Annotated in this window: 14 protein-coding genes; 5 read left to right on the top strand and 9 right to left on the bottom strand. The window is 71.0% G+C overall.

The window, feature by feature from the left end; translation table 11 throughout:
• Positions 1-42: 42 nt before the first annotated feature.
• The 4 genes from AAHF99_RS04855 to AAHF99_RS04840 are packed head-to-tail and all read right to left on the bottom strand — an operon-like array spanning position 43 to position 6153.
• Positions 43-1362, bottom strand: a complete 1320-nt coding sequence (locus AAHF99_RS04855; RefSeq protein ID WP_342162904.1) for a cytochrome c — start codon at positions 1360-1362, stop codon at positions 43-45.
• Positions 1363-1370: 8 nt separating this feature from the next.
• Positions 1371-1916 (bottom strand): (2Fe-2S)-binding protein, encoded by a 546-nt coding sequence (locus AAHF99_RS04850; protein WP_342162903.1) that lies wholly within the window; start codon positions 1914-1916, stop codon positions 1371-1373.
• A complete protein-coding gene (locus AAHF99_RS04845) occupies positions 1913-4753 on the bottom strand; it encodes a xanthine dehydrogenase family protein molybdopterin-binding subunit (protein ID WP_342162902.1) in 2841 nt (946 codons plus the stop codon). The genes AAHF99_RS04850 and AAHF99_RS04845 overlap by 4 nt, the downstream gene beginning before the upstream one ends.
• An 11-nt stretch (positions 4754-4764) precedes the next feature.
• On the bottom strand, positions 4765-6153 hold the full coding sequence (locus AAHF99_RS04840) for a nucleobase:cation symporter-2 family protein (RefSeq protein WP_342162901.1): 1389 nt from the start codon (positions 6151-6153) through the stop codon (positions 4765-4767).
• A gap of 354 nt (positions 6154-6507) precedes the next feature.
• Between AAHF99_RS04840 and AAHF99_RS04835 the strand changes: the two genes are divergently transcribed.
• The gene (locus AAHF99_RS04835; protein WP_342162900.1) at positions 6508-7866 is read left to right on the top strand and encodes an 8-oxoguanine deaminase; all 1359 of its coding nucleotides are present in this window, start codon (positions 6508-6510) and stop codon (positions 7864-7866) included.
• A 6-nt stretch (positions 7867-7872) separates the two neighbouring features.
• On the opposite strand, the gene AAHF99_RS04830 is transcribed toward AAHF99_RS04835, so the two are convergent.
• The gene (locus AAHF99_RS04830) at positions 7873-8382 is read right to left on the bottom strand and encodes an ureidoglycolate lyase (protein ID WP_342162899.1); all 510 of its coding nucleotides are present in this window, start codon (positions 8380-8382) and stop codon (positions 7873-7875) included.
• Positions 8379-9218, bottom strand: coding sequence for a bifunctional allantoicase/(S)-ureidoglycine aminohydrolase (locus AAHF99_RS04825; RefSeq protein WP_342162898.1), 840 nt, complete (start codon positions 9216-9218; stop codon positions 8379-8381). The genes AAHF99_RS04830 and AAHF99_RS04825 overlap by 4 nt, the downstream gene beginning before the upstream one ends.
• 131 nt (positions 9219-9349) lie before the next feature.
• Between AAHF99_RS04825 and AAHF99_RS04820 the strand changes: the two genes are divergently transcribed.
• Positions 9350-10279: a LysR family transcriptional regulator gene (locus tag AAHF99_RS04820; RefSeq protein WP_342162897.1), complete on the top strand. Its 930-nt coding sequence runs from the start codon at positions 9350-9352 to the stop codon at positions 10277-10279.
• Here AAHF99_RS04820 and uraD read toward each other — a convergent pair.
• The 3 genes from uraD to AAHF99_RS04805 are packed head-to-tail and all read right to left on the bottom strand — an operon-like array spanning position 10276 to position 12994.
• Positions 10276-10785 (bottom strand): 2-oxo-4-hydroxy-4-carboxy-5-ureidoimidazoline decarboxylase, encoded by a 510-nt coding sequence (gene uraD, locus AAHF99_RS04815; protein ID WP_342162896.1) that lies wholly within the window; start codon positions 10783-10785, stop codon positions 10276-10278. The two genes, AAHF99_RS04820 and uraD, sit on opposite strands and share 4 nt — an antisense overlap.
• Before the next feature lie 15 nt (positions 10786-10800).
• Positions 10801-11724 carry an allantoinase PuuE gene (gene puuE, locus AAHF99_RS04810; RefSeq protein ID WP_342162895.1) on the bottom strand — a complete coding sequence of 308 codons (924 nt, stop codon included), beginning with the start codon at positions 11722-11724 and terminating at the stop codon, positions 10801-10803.
• A 31-nt stretch (positions 11725-11755) separates the two neighbouring features.
• Positions 11756-12994, bottom strand: a complete 1239-nt coding sequence (locus tag AAHF99_RS04805; RefSeq protein ID WP_342162894.1) for a urate hydroxylase PuuD — start codon at positions 12992-12994, stop codon at positions 11756-11758.
• Between the two features lie 204 nt (positions 12995-13198).
• Between AAHF99_RS04805 and uraH the strand changes: the two genes are divergently transcribed.
• The 3 genes from uraH to AAHF99_RS04790 all read left to right on the top strand — a co-directional run.
• Positions 13199-13552 (top strand): hydroxyisourate hydrolase, encoded by a 354-nt coding sequence (gene uraH, locus AAHF99_RS04800; RefSeq protein ID WP_342162893.1) that lies wholly within the window; start codon positions 13199-13201, stop codon positions 13550-13552.
• Positions 13553-13614: 62 nt separating this feature from the next.
• Positions 13615-14052: a hypothetical protein gene (locus AAHF99_RS04795; RefSeq protein WP_342162892.1), complete on the top strand. Its 438-nt coding sequence runs from the start codon at positions 13615-13617 to the stop codon at positions 14050-14052.
• An 84-nt stretch (positions 14053-14136) separates the two neighbouring features.
• Positions 14137-14305, top strand: a 169-nt coding sequence (locus AAHF99_RS04790) for a hypothetical protein (protein ID WP_342163437.1), incomplete at its 3' end; no start/stop codon positions are given.

Here is a 14305-nt window from a genome sequence, read left to right as displayed (position 1 = left end):
CGAGTGTCTTCATGTCCGCCCCCAATCCCGTTCCGGCCGCCTTCAGTTCGAAGCGTCGGCCCTGTGTCCCGCGCGCAGCCGCGCCACCTCGTCCGGCGTGACGGCCTTGTCCTGCCCGCCCCATTGCGCCCGCATCCACGTCGCGAGGTCGGCGAGCGCCGCGTCGTCGAGGAGCGTCGCGAAGCCCGGCATCGCCTCCATCCGCTCGTTGTCGGGGAAGCGCTGCGCCGGCAGTCCGTGCAGCGTCGCCCGGATCAGGCCGCTCGCGCCGGAGACGCGCATCAGCGCGTTGCTGCGCAGGGGCACCGAGACGTGGGGAATGCCCTCGCCGGCCTGACCGTGGCACCCGGCGCAGAGCCCGTCGTAGCTGGCGCTCGCCCGCATCGCGACTGCCTGCGGGACCGCCACGGGAGCGGGGGTGGACGGACGCTCCGGCTCGGCGGGGAGGGCGTCGCGGTCGAAGAGATAGGCCGAGAGGGCGGTGAGGTCCGCCTCGTCCATGTGCTGCGTCGAGTAGTGCACCACGTCGAACATCTGGTGCGTGGCACCGCCCTGGGCCGAAAGGCCCTTGGCCATGAACCGCGTCAGGCTGTGCGGGTCGAAGCCCATCCGGCGCAGGCCGGCGGGTGTGATGTCCGGCGCCTCGACGCTCTCGATCACCGCGCCCTGGAGCGCCGCATCGGTCCGCATCGCCTGGAGCGGATTGCGCGGCGTATGGCACTCGCCGCAATGGCCGAGGGCGTCGGCGACGTACTGCCCCCGGTTCCAGAGGTCCGACCGCTTAGGGTCCGGCGTCACGACCTGCGCGGGCAGGTTGAGGACATTCCAGCCGGCCAGCGTCCAGCGCTGATCGAAGGGGAAGGCGAGGGTGCTCGCCTTGTTCGCCACTGCGACCGGCGGGCGGCTCATCATGTAGGCGTAGAGGGCGTCCACATCGTCGGACGTGAGGCCCCGGTACGAGGTGTAGGGCATGGCCGGGTAGAGATGGCGCCCGCCCGGCGCGATGCCGTCGCGCAGCGCCCGGTGGAAGTCGGCCCGGCTGTAGCCGCCGATGCCCTTCGCGCTCGGGGTGATGTTGGTGGCGTAGATCGTCCCGAAGGGCGTCTCCAGCGGCAGGCCCCCGGCATAGGGGGCGCCGCCGCGCGCGGTGTGGCAGGCGAAGCAATCGGCGGCGGCGGCGACCTTCGCCCCGCGCGGGGCAAGGGCGCGCATCGCCTCCTGGGTGAGCGGCGCCTCGACCTCGGGCGAGACTGCGCTGCGTTCGAGCACGCCCGAAGCCACGAGGGCGGCCCCGACGAGGGCGCTCGCCACGAGGGCGGCACCGAGGCGCTTGGCGGGGAGGGAGCGGGGGAGCATCGGCATGGCGGTGCTCAGGCCGTCGTGAGACCGGGGGTCGCCAGCACGAGGTCGCGCACGGCCTGGTGGTAGCGGACGTATCCGGTGCAGCGGCAGATGTGCGGGTCGAGCGCCTCGGTGACGACGCGCTCGACCTCGTCCCGGCGGACGGGCTTCCGCTTCAGCCGCTCGACCAGCACGCTCGCCCCGGTGACGAAGCCCGGCGTGCAGTAGCCGCACTGGAAGGCGAAGTTCTCGATGAACGCCGTCTGGACTGGCGACAGCACGAGGGACCCGTCCGGCGCCGTATGGGCATGGCCCTCGACGGTGCGGACGCTGCGGCCCTCGAACCAATGCGCCCCGGTGATGCAGGAGCGCATCTCGCGCGGGCCGGCCTCTTCCTCCACCATCACGGTGCAGGCGTGGCAGATGCCCTGGCCGCAGCCCATGCGGCTGCCGGTGAGGCCGAGCCATTCGTGCAGAAAGTCGAGGAGGCTCGTCCCTACGGGGACGGGGAGGGGGCCGACCGTCTGGCCGTTCACGCGCAGCGTCAGGTCGCGGGTCTCGATTGCGGCGCTCATGCCAGTGCCTCGCGGATGCGCTCGGGCCGGATGGGGAGTTCGTGGAAGCGGTGGCCGATGGCGTGGGCCACGGCGTTGGCCAGCGCCGGGACGACGGCGATCATCACCACCTCGGCGATGCCCTTGGGCGGGTCCGTCTCCGAGAGCGGCGGAAGAATCTCCACCGTCTGGTTCCACAGGGCCACGTCGCGGGCGCGGGGCAGCTCGTAGCGGTTCCAGTTCCAGGTGCCGTCGCCGGGGCCGTCCTCGTAGAGGGGCAGCACCTCTTTCAGCGCGTGGCCGATGCCCATGGCGAGCCCGCCCTGAACCTGTCCCGAGACCAGTTCGGGCACGATCTGCCGGCCGCATTCGAGGATCGAATGGTGCGAGAGGATCGTGACCTCGCCGCTGCCCGTGTCGACCGCGACCTCCGCCAGCGTCGCCATGGGCGAGTAATAGGTGCTGCCGACGTTGTTGCGCTGGGTCGGCGGGTAGAAGACCGCCGCGCGGGGCAGGAAGTGCCAGCCAGCGGTGCTCATCAGCGCCCTGCGCTCGGGCGCCGCACCTGCGCCGTAGCGGAGCGAGAGGGCGTCGATGGGCAGCCGCGTGCGGCCGGTCGTGCCCGGCAGGTCGAATTCGGCCTCGGCCCATTGCCAGCGGTTGAACGTGTGCAGCGTGACGCCGACCGGCAGGCCGAGCCGGTGCGCCTCGGCCGCGACCTCCGCCAGCGACAGGGCCGGCAGGCCACCGCCGAGCACCTTACCGTTCGCGAGGCGAAGCGAGTCGCGGGTCAGCTCGTTGTACGAGGCGAGCGCCCCGCCCTTGCCACCCCGCGCCCAGAGGGAGCGTGCGGCGGGCCAGATCGCGTGATCGGCCAGGAACCTCGCCGCCGTGCGGGTGGCGTGGCCGAGGTAGTAGGCCGAGTTCGTCGCGCTCATCGGCGAGGTGAAGCGGGGCACCCAATGGGGGTCCTGCGCCCGCTTGTCTTCCTCGGCCTGGGGCGTGGTGTAGGGCTGATCGGTGGTGTGCAGCGGCATCTCCGGCCAGCGGACCACGCCGAACTCCGTCCGCGCGGGCACGCGGCCGAGGATGTCGCCCACCATCGCCGCCTGCGAGGTGGTGACGCCCGGCCCCATCTCGTGGGCGACGTGGCGCAGAGACAGGGCGCCCTGCGCATCGAGTTCGAGGGAGCACACGGCCGCCTCCGCGCCCGTGCCGTAATCCTTATGGACCTGGGCGAAGCCGACGCCGTAGCGCCGGCCGGGATGGGCGGCCTCGTAGGCGGCCTTGCGCGCCTGACGCTCCCGCCACAGGGGATGCGCGGCGGCCTTGTGCAGGATCTCCTCGTTGCGCAGCGCGCCGGCCGGCACCGCGCCCTGGCTGTTGCGCTGGCCAGTGCGGAGCACGTTGCGCAGGCGCAGATCGATGGCATCCAGCCCAAGGAGCGCGGCCGCCTCGTCCACCATCATCTCGGTGGCGGACATCGTTTGCAGGGTGCCGAAGCCCCGCGTCGAGCCGGCCTCGACGGCGCGCGAGGCGTGGGCGATGGCTTGGAAGTCGCTCTTCGGCAGGTAGTAGATCGATTGCGCGGCGGTGGCGCCGACGAAGGACACCGCCACCGAGTAGTTCGGCCGCCCGCCGCCATCGCAGGCGTAACGCCCGGTCATGGCGCGGAAGCGACCGGTCTTCCGGTCCACCAGCAGGGCGTTGTCCATGCGGAAGGCATGGCGCTTCAGCCCGTTCTGGAACTGCTCGAACCGGTCGTTGGCCAGCCGTACCGGGCGCCCGTCGCCGTAGAGCGCGGCCACGACGCAGAGGAACGGGAAGATGTGGTGGTCCTTCGTCCCGTAGCCGACGGTGTAGCCGACCTTGAGATCGACCTCCTTGAGGGGAAAGCGGGACGTCGCGACCAGGGAGGCGGCGGCCTCGGCCACGTCGTAGGGCGATTGCGTCGCCATCATCAGGTGGAGGATGCCGGAGGCCGGATCGTACCAGACATTGCCGTTGTCGGCTTCCATGGCCGAGGCGTCGGTCGATTGCGACAGGTAGGTCCGCCGCATCACGAGGGCGTCGTCGCCCGCCGCGTCGATCTCGGCGGCGATGGTCTGCGCCGCCGCCATGCCTTGGGCGAAGGCGCCATCCTGGCCGGGCTGTGGCCAAGCAGGCTCATCGCCGGAAAAGCCCGCGAAGATCGGCGAATGCTCGTAGGGCGAGAAGCGGTCGGGGCCGTCGGCCGTGTCGCCCTCGATGCGCACCCAGCGCGAGGCGCCGTAATGGGCGGGCGGCTTGGCGCCGGTCTCAGCGCCATACTGCACCACATCGTCGGCGAAGCGCAGGCGGCGCTTGGCGGCGCTGAAGCGCGGGAAGTCGTGATAGATCAGGATCGCCACCGGCTGGCCGAGGAGGCGCGGGGTCTCGCCCGCCGGCACGAGGAACCAGTCGCCGAAGAAGTCGGCATGGGGCACCGCCACCTTGTCCACCACCAGATCCTCGTGCCGGACGATCCGGTCGGGCTGCAGCGAGGGCGGCAGGCGGGAGAGGTCGAGCCCGGTGAAGGCGCGGTCGGCGCGGGTCGCGGCGATGAGGAAGGCGTGGGCCTGAGTCGTGGGCCAGCCCGCCAGATCGCGGGACCGGTAATCCCGCGAAAAGGTCTTGGAGCCCGTCGCCTTGGCGATGGCGTCGAGCCGGTAGCGGGGGCGGCCGGGGGCGGCCCAGGCGGGGCCGTCCGAGGGTCTGGCCTCGAGGAGTTGGGCCCTGGCGGGGGGCGCCAGGAAGGAGACCTTCACGGCGATGCCCGCCGCGGCCCCGGCCTTGAGGAAGTTGCGCCGCGAGAGCGGGGCGTGGTGCGAAGCGGGCATGGATGTCCCTCTCAGGCGCGGTCGAGGGCGGCGTGCGGGAAGGCGGGTTCCCGGTCGGCCGGATGGGGCTCGACCCCCTCGCCGAGGCGATCCGAGTTGAGCAGCAGGTTGAGGACGATGGCGCCGATGGCGCCCAGCGTGATCCCGCTGTGCAGGATCGGCCCGGCCCAGGCCGGCGCGGTGGCGGCGAAGAGCTTCGGCGCGGCCATGGGGATGAGGCTGAGCCCGATGCTCACCGCCACGACGATCTGATTGCGCCGGTCGCCGAGGTCGGCCCCGCCGACGATCTTCAGGCCCGCCGCCGCGACCATGCCGAAGATCACGATGCCGGCGCCGCCGAGGACGGCGGGCGGGATCGAGGCGACCACGAAGGCCACCTTCGGCATCAGGCTGACGGCGAGGATGATGCACCCGGCCGCGACGGTGACGTAGCGGCTGCGGACCCGCGTCATGTTCACGAGGCCGACGTTCTGGGAGAACGAGGTGTGCGGGAAGGTGTTGAGGCAGCCCGCGATCAGGGTGGAGAGTGAGTCCGCCATCAGGCCGCGCGTCAGGGTGCGCTTGTCCACCGGCTTGCCGACGATGTCGCCGACCGCGAGGAACATGCCGGTCGACTCGACCAGCGTGACCATCATCACGATGCACATGGCGGCCACCGCCGTGACGTGGAAGGTCGGCCAGCCGAAGTGGAACGGCGTGACGAGGGCGATGAGCGGCCGGTCGCCGAGGCCGTCGAGGCGGAACAGGCCCAGCGGCCATGCGAGGCACAGCCCGGCGATCAGGCCGATCAGCACCGCGATGTTGGCGACGAACCCGGTGGCGAAGCGGCTGACCACGAGGATCACCGCCAGCACGAAGGCCGCGACGCCGAGATGGACCGGCGCGCCGAAATCGGGGGCGCCGAAGCCGCCGCCTGCCCAGTTGATGCCGACCGGCAGCAGCGTCACCCCGATGATGAGGATGACCGTGCCGGTCACGAGCGGCGGGAAGAAGTTCGCGAGCCGCGCGAAGAACGGCCGCAGTAGCAGGCCGAAGATCCCGGCGCCGATCGTGGCGCCGAAGATGCCCGGCAGGCCGATGGTCGGGTCCTGCGCCATCGCCACCATCGGGCCCACCGCCGCGAAGCTGACGCCCATGATGACCGGCAGGCGCACGCCGAACATGCCGATGCCGAGCGACTGGATGAGGATCGCGAGGCCCGTCACCAGCAGGTCGCAGTTGATGAGGTAGGCGACGGTCTCGGCCGGCAGGTTCATCGCCGCGCCGAGGATCAGCGGCGGCGCCACCGCGCCCGCGCTCATCACGAGAACATGCTGCATCCCGTAGGCGAGGAGCTTCGGGAGGGGCGGGATGGCATCGACCGCGTCGACCTCGCGCGGCGTCCTCAAGGTGTCGGTCATGGGCGTAACCTCCGGGGGCCGCGCCGGGCCGGACCTCTGGCGGGTCCGTGTCGTCCGGTGCGGGATCGCGGCCCGCCGGGGGGGGGGCGAGGCCGAGCATGCGCCGCCGAAATGGCTGGCCCCTAAAAGTTGCATGACGGCTAAGGAATGCTACGCGCGATTTTCGGAAGCACTTTGCGAAAAATCGCCAAGGTCCGTCGGGGCATGCTCCCGTATGCTCGGCCTCGCTGACGGCCCCGAGAGGGTGCGCCCGGCACGGTGTTCCTGTCGCCATGGGGCGGCATCTGGCCGTGCGGGGAACGCGCGTTGCATCGACGGCGCTTCCCCCATGCGGCGCGCCCGGAGAGTGAAGCGATGACGTCCCTGCTCCTGAGGAACGCCGACATCCTCGTGACGATGGACGAGGCCCGGCGCGAGATTCGCGGCGGCGCGGTCTATGTTGAGGACAACCGCATCGTCGCGGTGGGTCCCGCAGCCGAGGTTCCGGCCCAGGCCGACACGGTGCTCGACATGGCGGGCCACGTGGTCATGCCCGGCCTCGTGAACACCCACCACCACATGTACCAGTCGCTCACCCGCGCGGTGCCCGCCGCGCAGGATGCCGAGCTGTTCGGCTGGCTGAAGGCGCTCTACCCAATCTGGGCGCGGCTGACGCCGGAGATGGTCCGCGTCTCGACGCAGACCGCCATGGCCGAACTGATCCTGTCCGGCTGCACTACGTCGAGCGACCATCTCTACATCTACCCGAACGGCTGCCGCCTCGACGATTCCATCGAGGGCGCCGAGGAGATCGGGATGCGCTTCCACGCCGCCCGGGGCGCCATGAGCGTCGGCGAGAGCGACGGCGGCCTGCCGCCCGACTCGGTGGTGGAGAACGAGGCCGCGATCCTGAAGGACACACAACGCCTCATCGAGCGCTGGCACGACCCGTCCCGCTTCGCCATGCGGCGGATCGTGGTGGCGCCGTGCTCGCCCTTCTCGGTGAGCCGGGGGCTGATGCGCGACTCGGCGGATCTCGCCCGGCGCTACGGCGTCTCGCTCCACACGCACTTGGCCGAGAACGACAACGACGTCAGCTACAGCCTCGAAAAGTTCGGGATGACGCCGGCCGAATACGCCGCCGACCTCGGCTGGACCGGCCCCGACGTGTGGCACGCCCACTGCGTGAAGCTCGACGCGGCGGGCATCGCCCTGTTCGGCCGCACCGGCACGGGCGTCGCCCATTGCCCGTGCTCGAACATGCGCCTCGCCTCCGGCATTGCGCCGATCCGGCAGATGCGGTGCGAGGGCGTGCCGGTGGGGCTCGGCGTCGATGGCTCGGCCTCGAACGACGGCGCGCACATGCTGGGTGAGGCCCGTCAGGCCATGCTCCTCGCCCGCGTCGGCTTCGGGCCGGCGGCGATGACGGCGCGGGAGGCCCTGGAGATCGGCACCCTCGGGGGCGCCAAGGTGCTGAACCGCGACGACATCGGCGCGCTCGCCCCCGGCATGGCCGCCGACATCGTGGCCTTCGACCTGCGCGGCCTCGACATGGCCGGCGCCCTGCACGATCCGGTGGCGGCTTTGGCCTTCTGCGCGCCGCAGAAGGTGGCCTGGAGCATCATCAACGGCCGGATCGTGGTGCGCGAGGGCCGGCTCACGACCCTCGACACGCGGGCGCTCGCCGCCCGCCACAACGCACTCGCCGCCACGCTGGTGAACGGCGAGGCGTGAGACGCCTCAGGCGGTCGCCTCCGGCAAGGCGACCGTCCACGGGTCGGTGAAGGTGAACTCTTCGAGGTTCACCCCGGCGCCGGCGCGGTCCACCACCACGAAGTCCTGCCCCTGCCCGAAGGGCGTGAGCACGCCGTGCCACGTGTTCCGGGCGTAGCAGACGCCCTGCCACGGGGCCGTGACGAAGGCCTGCGGACGGCCCGGCTTCCCGTCCTCGTCGGGGCAGACGATGACGAGGAACGGCGCGTCGGTGAGCGGAATGAAGGCCTGGGCGCCGAACGGGTGACGCTCCACCAGCCGGAACACCAGCGGCAGCGGATAGGCCTGCGCCTCCACGAGCCCGACCACCACGCGGGATTCCTCGCCGGAGACGAGGATGTCCGCGAGGTCGTGGAAGCGGCTCGCCTTGCCGGCATTCATCGGGCGCGGCTGCGTCACCGACTTGTCGATGACCTGCCCGAACGGCGCGAAGGCCTCGGCCGTCAGGGGCCGGGCGACGAGGGTGCGGTCGCTCATCGGCGGCCTCCCAGGACACGGAGGGACGGATGACGGTTCACGTCCTTGTAGAGCAGATAGCGGAACGGCCCCGGCCCGCCCGCGTAGCAGGCCTGCGGGCAGAAGGCGCGCAACCACATGAAGTCGCCGGCCTCGACCTCGACCCAGTCGCGGTTGAGCCGGTAGACCGCCTTGCCTTCGAGCACGAACAGCCCGTGCTCCATCACATGGGTCTCCTCGAACGGGATCGAGGCGCCCGGCCGAAGGGTCACGATGTTGACGTGCATGTCGTGGCGCAGGTCGTCGGGGGAGACGAAGCGCGTCGTCGCCCAGGCCCCGTCCGTGCCGACCATGCTTACGGGCTCGACGGCGGATTCGTGCGTCACGAAGGAGGTCGGCCGGTCGAGGCCCTGCACCGGCTCGAACGCCTTGCGCACCCAATGGAAGCGCACGCTCTCGCCCGCCTCGTTGCGCAGCGACCACGCGGCGCCGGGGGCCAGATAGGCGTAGCTGCCCGGCCGCAGGGCGTGGGTGCCGCCGTCGAGGGTGAGGCGGGCTTGGCCCTCGACCACGAAGAGCACGCCTTGAGCCTGCGGGTCCGGCTCGGGCTGCTCGCTGCCGCCGCCGGGGCCGACCTCCATCAGGTATTGCGCGAAGGTCTCCGCGAAGCCCGAGAGCGGGCGGGCGATGATCCAGGCGCGGGTGCCGTCCCAGAAGGGCAGGGCGCTCGTCACGATGTCCCGCATCACGCCGTGCGGGATCACCGCATAGGCGTCCGTGAAGACGGCGCGGCCGGTCATCAGCGCGGTCTGGCCGGGATGGCCGCCGCTCGGTGGGTTATAGGGGGAATGCGTCATCGCCCGATCCGACACTGGTTCCGGCCGCCCCGAACGGGAGGCGCCTCGGCGACAGCTTAGCCGCCTCGCTCCCGGAGAGCCCGGAGGAAATTTCGTTGACAGTTTCAAACGGCTTCTGAAGATCCCATCACATGATCTCGCTCGAGAGCATCCGCATCTTCATGCGCTCGGCGGAGAGCGGCAGCTTCTCGGCGGCGGGGCGCTCGCTGCGCCTCTCGCCCTCGGTCATCAGCTACCGCATCCAGACCCTGGAGGAGCATCTCGGCTGCCTCCTCCTCACGCGCACCACGCGGCGCATGAGCCTGACGGAAGCCGGGCGCCTGTTCTACGACCGCTGCCTCGACATCACCGCCGCCGTCGAGCAGGCCGAGAAGAGCGTGGAGCAGGCCGGCGCGGCGCCGCGCGGTGCCTTGAAGGTGACGGCACCGATCGGCCTCGGGCGGCGGGTGATCGCGCCGCTGGTGCCGCACTACCGCGCCCGCCACGGCGAGACGGACGTGCGGCTGCGCCTGTCCGAACACCTCCTCGACCTCGTGCAGGAGGCGGTGGACGTGGCGGTCCGCCTGTCGCAGATGCGCGATTCCACCTTCACCCTGCGCAAGGTGGCCGAGATCGAGCGGGTGCTCTGCGCTGCACCGTCCTATCTCGACCGCAATCCGGCGCCCGCCGAGCCGGCGGGCCTGCTGACGCACGATTGCCTGCTGCTGCGCTTCCCAGGTTCGGAGCAGTTCCGCTGGACGCTGGTAGACGGTGAGGAGACGGTGACGCTGCCCGTCTCCGGCCACATCGATTCCGATGACGGCGACACGCTCACCGAGTGGGCGCTCGCCGGGGAGGGGATCGTCCTCAAGCCGCTGTTCGAGGTGGCGGCGTATCTCGCCGAGGGGCGCCTCGTCACCGTCCTCGAACACACGCCGCCGACCACGGCGACGCTCGGGCTGCTCTACCCCTCGCGAAAGATGCTGTCGGCCCGAACAAAAACTTTCGTGGACATGGCCCACGAGGCCCTGCGCGCCCATGTCGGCGAGGGGCTGGCGCGCCTCGGCAAGCGGGTGGCCTAGTCGGCGATCAGGGCTTCGAGGCGCAGCGCCCCGATCCGGCCGACCTGCCGCAGGGCCTCCTGCCGCTCGGCCTCCGGCGTGTTGCCGAGACGCGCTTCGAGCCGGGCGAGGATCGTGTCGCGGTCGAGGCCCTTCACGGCGATGATGAAGGGGAAGCCGAATTTTTCGGAGTAGGCCGCGTTCAGCGCCTGCATCCGCTCGACGGAGGGGGCAGGCGCCTCCAGCAGGCCGCTGCCGCCCTGCTCGCTCATCGAATGGGCGGTCAGCTCGCCCCGGAGGGCGGCACGGCTCGCCAGTTCCGGGTGGGCGCGCAGCAGGGCAAGGCGGCGCGCCTCGTCGGCGCCCGCTACCGCCGCCTCCATCGCCGCGTGCAAGGCGGTGCGGGAGGCGAAGGGACGATGCGCATACGCGGCTTCCGCGACCCAGGACGAGTGCTCGTAGATCTCGGCGAGGCGGGCGACGAACTCGCTCTTCGGCAGGTCGTTCAGCGCGGCGATGGCGATCACGGAGTGGCGTCCTTCTCAGGCCCCGGCGGGGTGGTGCTCGGCCCAGTGGCGGGCGATGTCGATCCGCCGGGTCACCCACACGTCGGGATGGCTCAGCACGTGGTCGAGGAAGCGGGCCAGGGACGGCAGCCGCGCGGGGCGCCCGACGAGGCGGCAATGCAGCCCGATGGAGAGCATCTTCGGCGCGGTGGCCCCCTCCGCGTACAGGCAATCGAAGGCGTCGCGCAGATGCGCGAAGAACTGCTCGCCCGTGGGGAAGCCCCCCGGCACCGAGAAGCGCATGTCGTTGGTGTCGAGGGTGTAGGGCACCACGAGGTGCTGCTTCCCGCCAACGCGCACCCAGTAGGGCAGATCGTCGGCGTAGCTGTCCGAATCGTAGAGGAAGCCGCCCTGGTCCACCACGAGCCGCCGCGTGTTCGGGCTGTCGCGGCCGGTGTACCAGCCGAGCAGCTTCTGGCCGGTCAGGCCCTGGATCGTCTCCACAGCGCGGGCCAGATGCTCGCGCTCGATCTCCTCCGGCACGTCCTGATAGGACAGCCAGCGCCAGCCATGGCCGGCGATCTCGTGCTCGTCGCGCAGGAAGGCTTCCACCACCATCGGGTTGCGGGCCAGGGCCTGCGCCACGCCGAAGATCGTGAGTGGCACGCCGCGCTCGCGGAACAGGCGCAGCACCCGCCACACCCCCGCGCGGGCGCCGTACTCGTACAGGCTCTCCATGCTCATGTGGCGGTTGGGGAAGGGCAGGGCGCCCGCGATCTCCGACAGGAAGACCTCCGCATGGGGATCGCCGTCGAGCACGGAGCGCTCGCCGCCCTCCTCGTAGTTCAGCACGAACTGCACCGCGACTCGGGCGCCGTTGGGCCAGCGGGGGTTGGGGGGGGTCGGGCCGTAGCCGATGAAGTCGCGGGGGGCGTCGTCGCCGGGAAACGGAGCGGTCACGGGAGAGGATCCTGCGAAGGGGGCGGAAGGGTTAGCGCGCGGCGAGCCAGCGTGCGAGTTCCGCCCGTTCCTCGGGCTGAATGTCGGTGATGTTGTTCGGCGGCATGGCGTGGGTCAGCACCGCCTGCATGCGGATCGCCGAGGCGAAGCGCGCCACATGCTCGGGGGTGTCGAGGAGCACGCCCTTGGGCGGGCTCACCATGTCCGGCCATTGCGGCTCGGCGGCGTGGCACATGGCGCAGCGGGTGCCGATGACGTTCATCACGCTCTCGTCCACCGGCGGGTGCGCGGCCGAGGCGAGGCTGACCGGCTGCACGGGGGCGGCCTCGGCGGAGGCGGTCCAGCCGATCCGCTCGCGGGCGACGGGGGAGGAGGCGATGCTGATCACCGCCGCGATGGCGACGCAGGCCGTGGCCACGCCCCAGGTCCACCAGCGGTCGCCGCCCCCGGCGTTGCGGACGTTGAAGAAGTGGCGGACCACGCCCCCCGCGATCACCACGAGGCCGACGATCATCCAGCTATAGGGCGAGGACCACGCCAGCGGGTAATGGCCCGACAGCATGAAGAACAGCACCGGCAGGGTGAGGTAGTTGTTGTGCGAGGAGCGGTTCTTCGCTTGCTTGCCCCAGGCGGGGTTCGGCACGCGGCCCGCGACCAGTTCCGCGATGGCCTTGCGCTGGTTCGGCATGATGACGAAGAACACGTTGCCGGTCATCCAGGTGGCGATCACGGCGCCCGTGTGCAGCATCGCCGCCCGGCCGGAGAAGACCTGCTGGAAGCCGAAGGCGAAGGCGACCACCGTGAGGAACACCGCCGTGGCCAGCAGCGGCGGCCGGTTGGCCAGGGGCGAGCGGTTCAGCCCGTCGTAGATCAGCCAGCCGAGGGCCAGGGCGCCGATGCCGATGAGCGCGCCGGTCATCGGCGTGATCACCCGCACCGCCGGGTCGATCAGGTAGAGGTCGGCCTGTCCGTAATAGACCCAGCACAGCAAGAAGAAGCCCGACAGCCAGGTCGAGTAGGATTGCCATTTGTGCCAGATCAGGTGCTCCGGCATCCGGTCTGGGGCGACGAGATACTTGCGCACCTGATAGAAGCCGCCGCCATGGACCTCCCAGGCCTCGCCGCCCTTCCCAGCGGGGATCGCGGGAATGGCGCGCAGGCTGGCGTCGAGGTGCATGAAGTAGAACGAGGCGCCGATCCAGGCGATCGCCGCGACGACATGGGTCCAGCGAATGAGGAAGCCGCCCCATTCGTGCAGGATCGGGTACATGGGACGGGTCCCTCTCAGGCGGGTGATGCCGGCCGGGCTCGGCGCGGGATCGCAGCAAGAGGTGTGCCCCGAAGCCGGGCCGGCGGCGACCCGTCCGGCGGGTAAGGTCTTTCAAAACGCTTCGAAAGATGGAGGGCGGTTTTCGGGTTGCGCCGCCGCCGCGCCGCGTGCTCGTCTCGCGCATCCTCCGCGAGACCTTATCCCATGGGCCACCTGTCCACCCACGTCCTCGACACCACCGCCGGCCGCCCGGCCGCCGGGGTCGCCATCGAGCTGCGCCGCCTCGGCGCCGACGGGGCGAGCGAGCGCGTCGCCTCCACCGTCACCAACGCGGACGGCCGCACGGACGGGCCGCTCCTCGAAGGCGCGTCCCTGCAGGCGGGCACCTACGAACTGCTGTTCCATGTGGGCGCGTATTTCGCCCGGACGGGGGCGGGGCCGGAACAGCCGTTCCTCGACGTGGTACCTGTGCGGTTCGGCGTGACCGACCCGGCGGCGCGCTATCACGTCCCCCTCGTCGTCACGCCGTGGAGCTATTCCACCTATCGCGGAAGCTGAAGCCGCGATTGCGCGACGGGGCGTTTCGCGCGAGATTGACGCCAGCCGCAGGAGACGCGACCATGCGCGCCCTCACATCCGCCGCCATCCCATCCGCCGAGATCCGGCCGGCGCGGACGATCCTCGTTCTGGCGACGATCCTCGCGCTCCTCGTCGCGGGCGCGGCGGCGCTGCGGGCTCCCGCCGCGATCCCCGACCCCGACCTCGCGCGGTTGCTCCGCTTCATGGCGGCGATGAAGGGGGTCTTCGCCCTCGCGGCGTTCACCGCCTGCTACTGGCGCCTCGCCCGGCCCGCGACCGCGTGGCGGGTCGCCGTCTACGTCGCCGGGCCGCCGGCCATGGCGGGCGGGGCGCTCGCCCTGTTCGCCTTCCAGAACGTCGCCCTGGCGGCGGGGGGCCTGCATCTCGGCCTGTTCGCCGTTCTGGCCGCCGCGCTCACCGACCGCGACTTTCTGCCCGACTTCCCACGCCGCCCAAATCGACCCGTCGATTTGGACTAATTCGACTTTTAGTGCACGTTCCGCGTGTACCGAGCTGCTGCCATGCCTCCCTAAGAAGGCACGATGCTTGGGCGCGGAGGAAACATGAACGAAATCGTCAAGCCGGACTCGCTGATCGTCGCCCAGGCCGAGAGCCTGACGGAGACCTTCTTCGGAGGCTGCCCGCACGATTGCCCCGATACCTGCTCCATGCTGTTCGACGTCAAGGACGGCCAATTGCAGGGCGTCCGCGGCAACCCCGACCACCCGATGA

The organism is Methylobacterium litchii (assembly GCF_038442315.1).
Taxonomy (GTDB): domain Bacteria; phylum Pseudomonadota; class Alphaproteobacteria; order Rhizobiales; family Beijerinckiaceae; genus Methylobacterium; species Methylobacterium litchii.
Note: the sequence above shows the minus strand (reverse complement) of the source record. Positions and strands in the feature narration are given on the sequence as shown.

What these genes read in the sequence shown, in the direction of transcription:
- AAHF99_RS04835 (WP_342162900.1), top strand. Translation starts at nt 6,508, where the DNA reads ATGACGTCCCTGCTCCTGAGGAACGCCGACATCCTCGTGACGATGGAC.
- AAHF99_RS04845 (WP_342162902.1), bottom strand. Translation starts at nt 4,753, where the DNA reads ATGCCCGCTTCGCACCACGCCCCGCTCTCGCGGCGCAACTTCCTCAAG.
- AAHF99_RS04830 (WP_342162899.1), bottom strand. Translation starts at nt 8,382, where the DNA reads ATGAGCGACCGCACCCTCGTCGCCCGGCCCCTGACGGCCGAGGCCTTC.
- AAHF99_RS04825 (WP_342162898.1), bottom strand. Translation starts at nt 9,218, where the DNA reads ATGACGCATTCCCCCTATAACCCACCGAGCGGCGGCCATCCCGGCCAG.
- AAHF99_RS04805 (WP_342162894.1), bottom strand. Translation starts at nt 12,994, where the DNA reads ATGTACCCGATCCTGCACGAATGGGGCGGCTTCCTCATTCGCTGGACC.
- AAHF99_RS04820 (WP_342162897.1), top strand. Translation starts at nt 9,350, where the DNA reads ATGATCTCGCTCGAGAGCATCCGCATCTTCATGCGCTCGGCGGAGAGC.
- AAHF99_RS04850 (WP_342162903.1), bottom strand. Translation starts at nt 1,916, where the DNA reads ATGAGCGCCGCAATCGAGACCCGCGACCTGACGCTGCGCGTGAACGGC.
- AAHF99_RS04840 (WP_342162901.1), bottom strand. Translation starts at nt 6,153, where the DNA reads ATGACCGACACCTTGAGGACGCCGCGCGAGGTCGACGCGGTCGATGCC.
- AAHF99_RS04855 (WP_342162904.1), bottom strand. Translation starts at nt 1,362, where the DNA reads ATGCCGATGCTCCCCCGCTCCCTCCCCGCCAAGCGCCTCGGTGCCGCC.
- AAHF99_RS04795 (WP_342162892.1), top strand. Translation starts at nt 13,615, where the DNA reads ATGCGCGCCCTCACATCCGCCGCCATCCCATCCGCCGAGATCCGGCCG.
- uraH (WP_342162893.1), top strand. Translation starts at nt 13,199, where the DNA reads ATGGGCCACCTGTCCACCCACGTCCTCGACACCACCGCCGGCCGCCCG.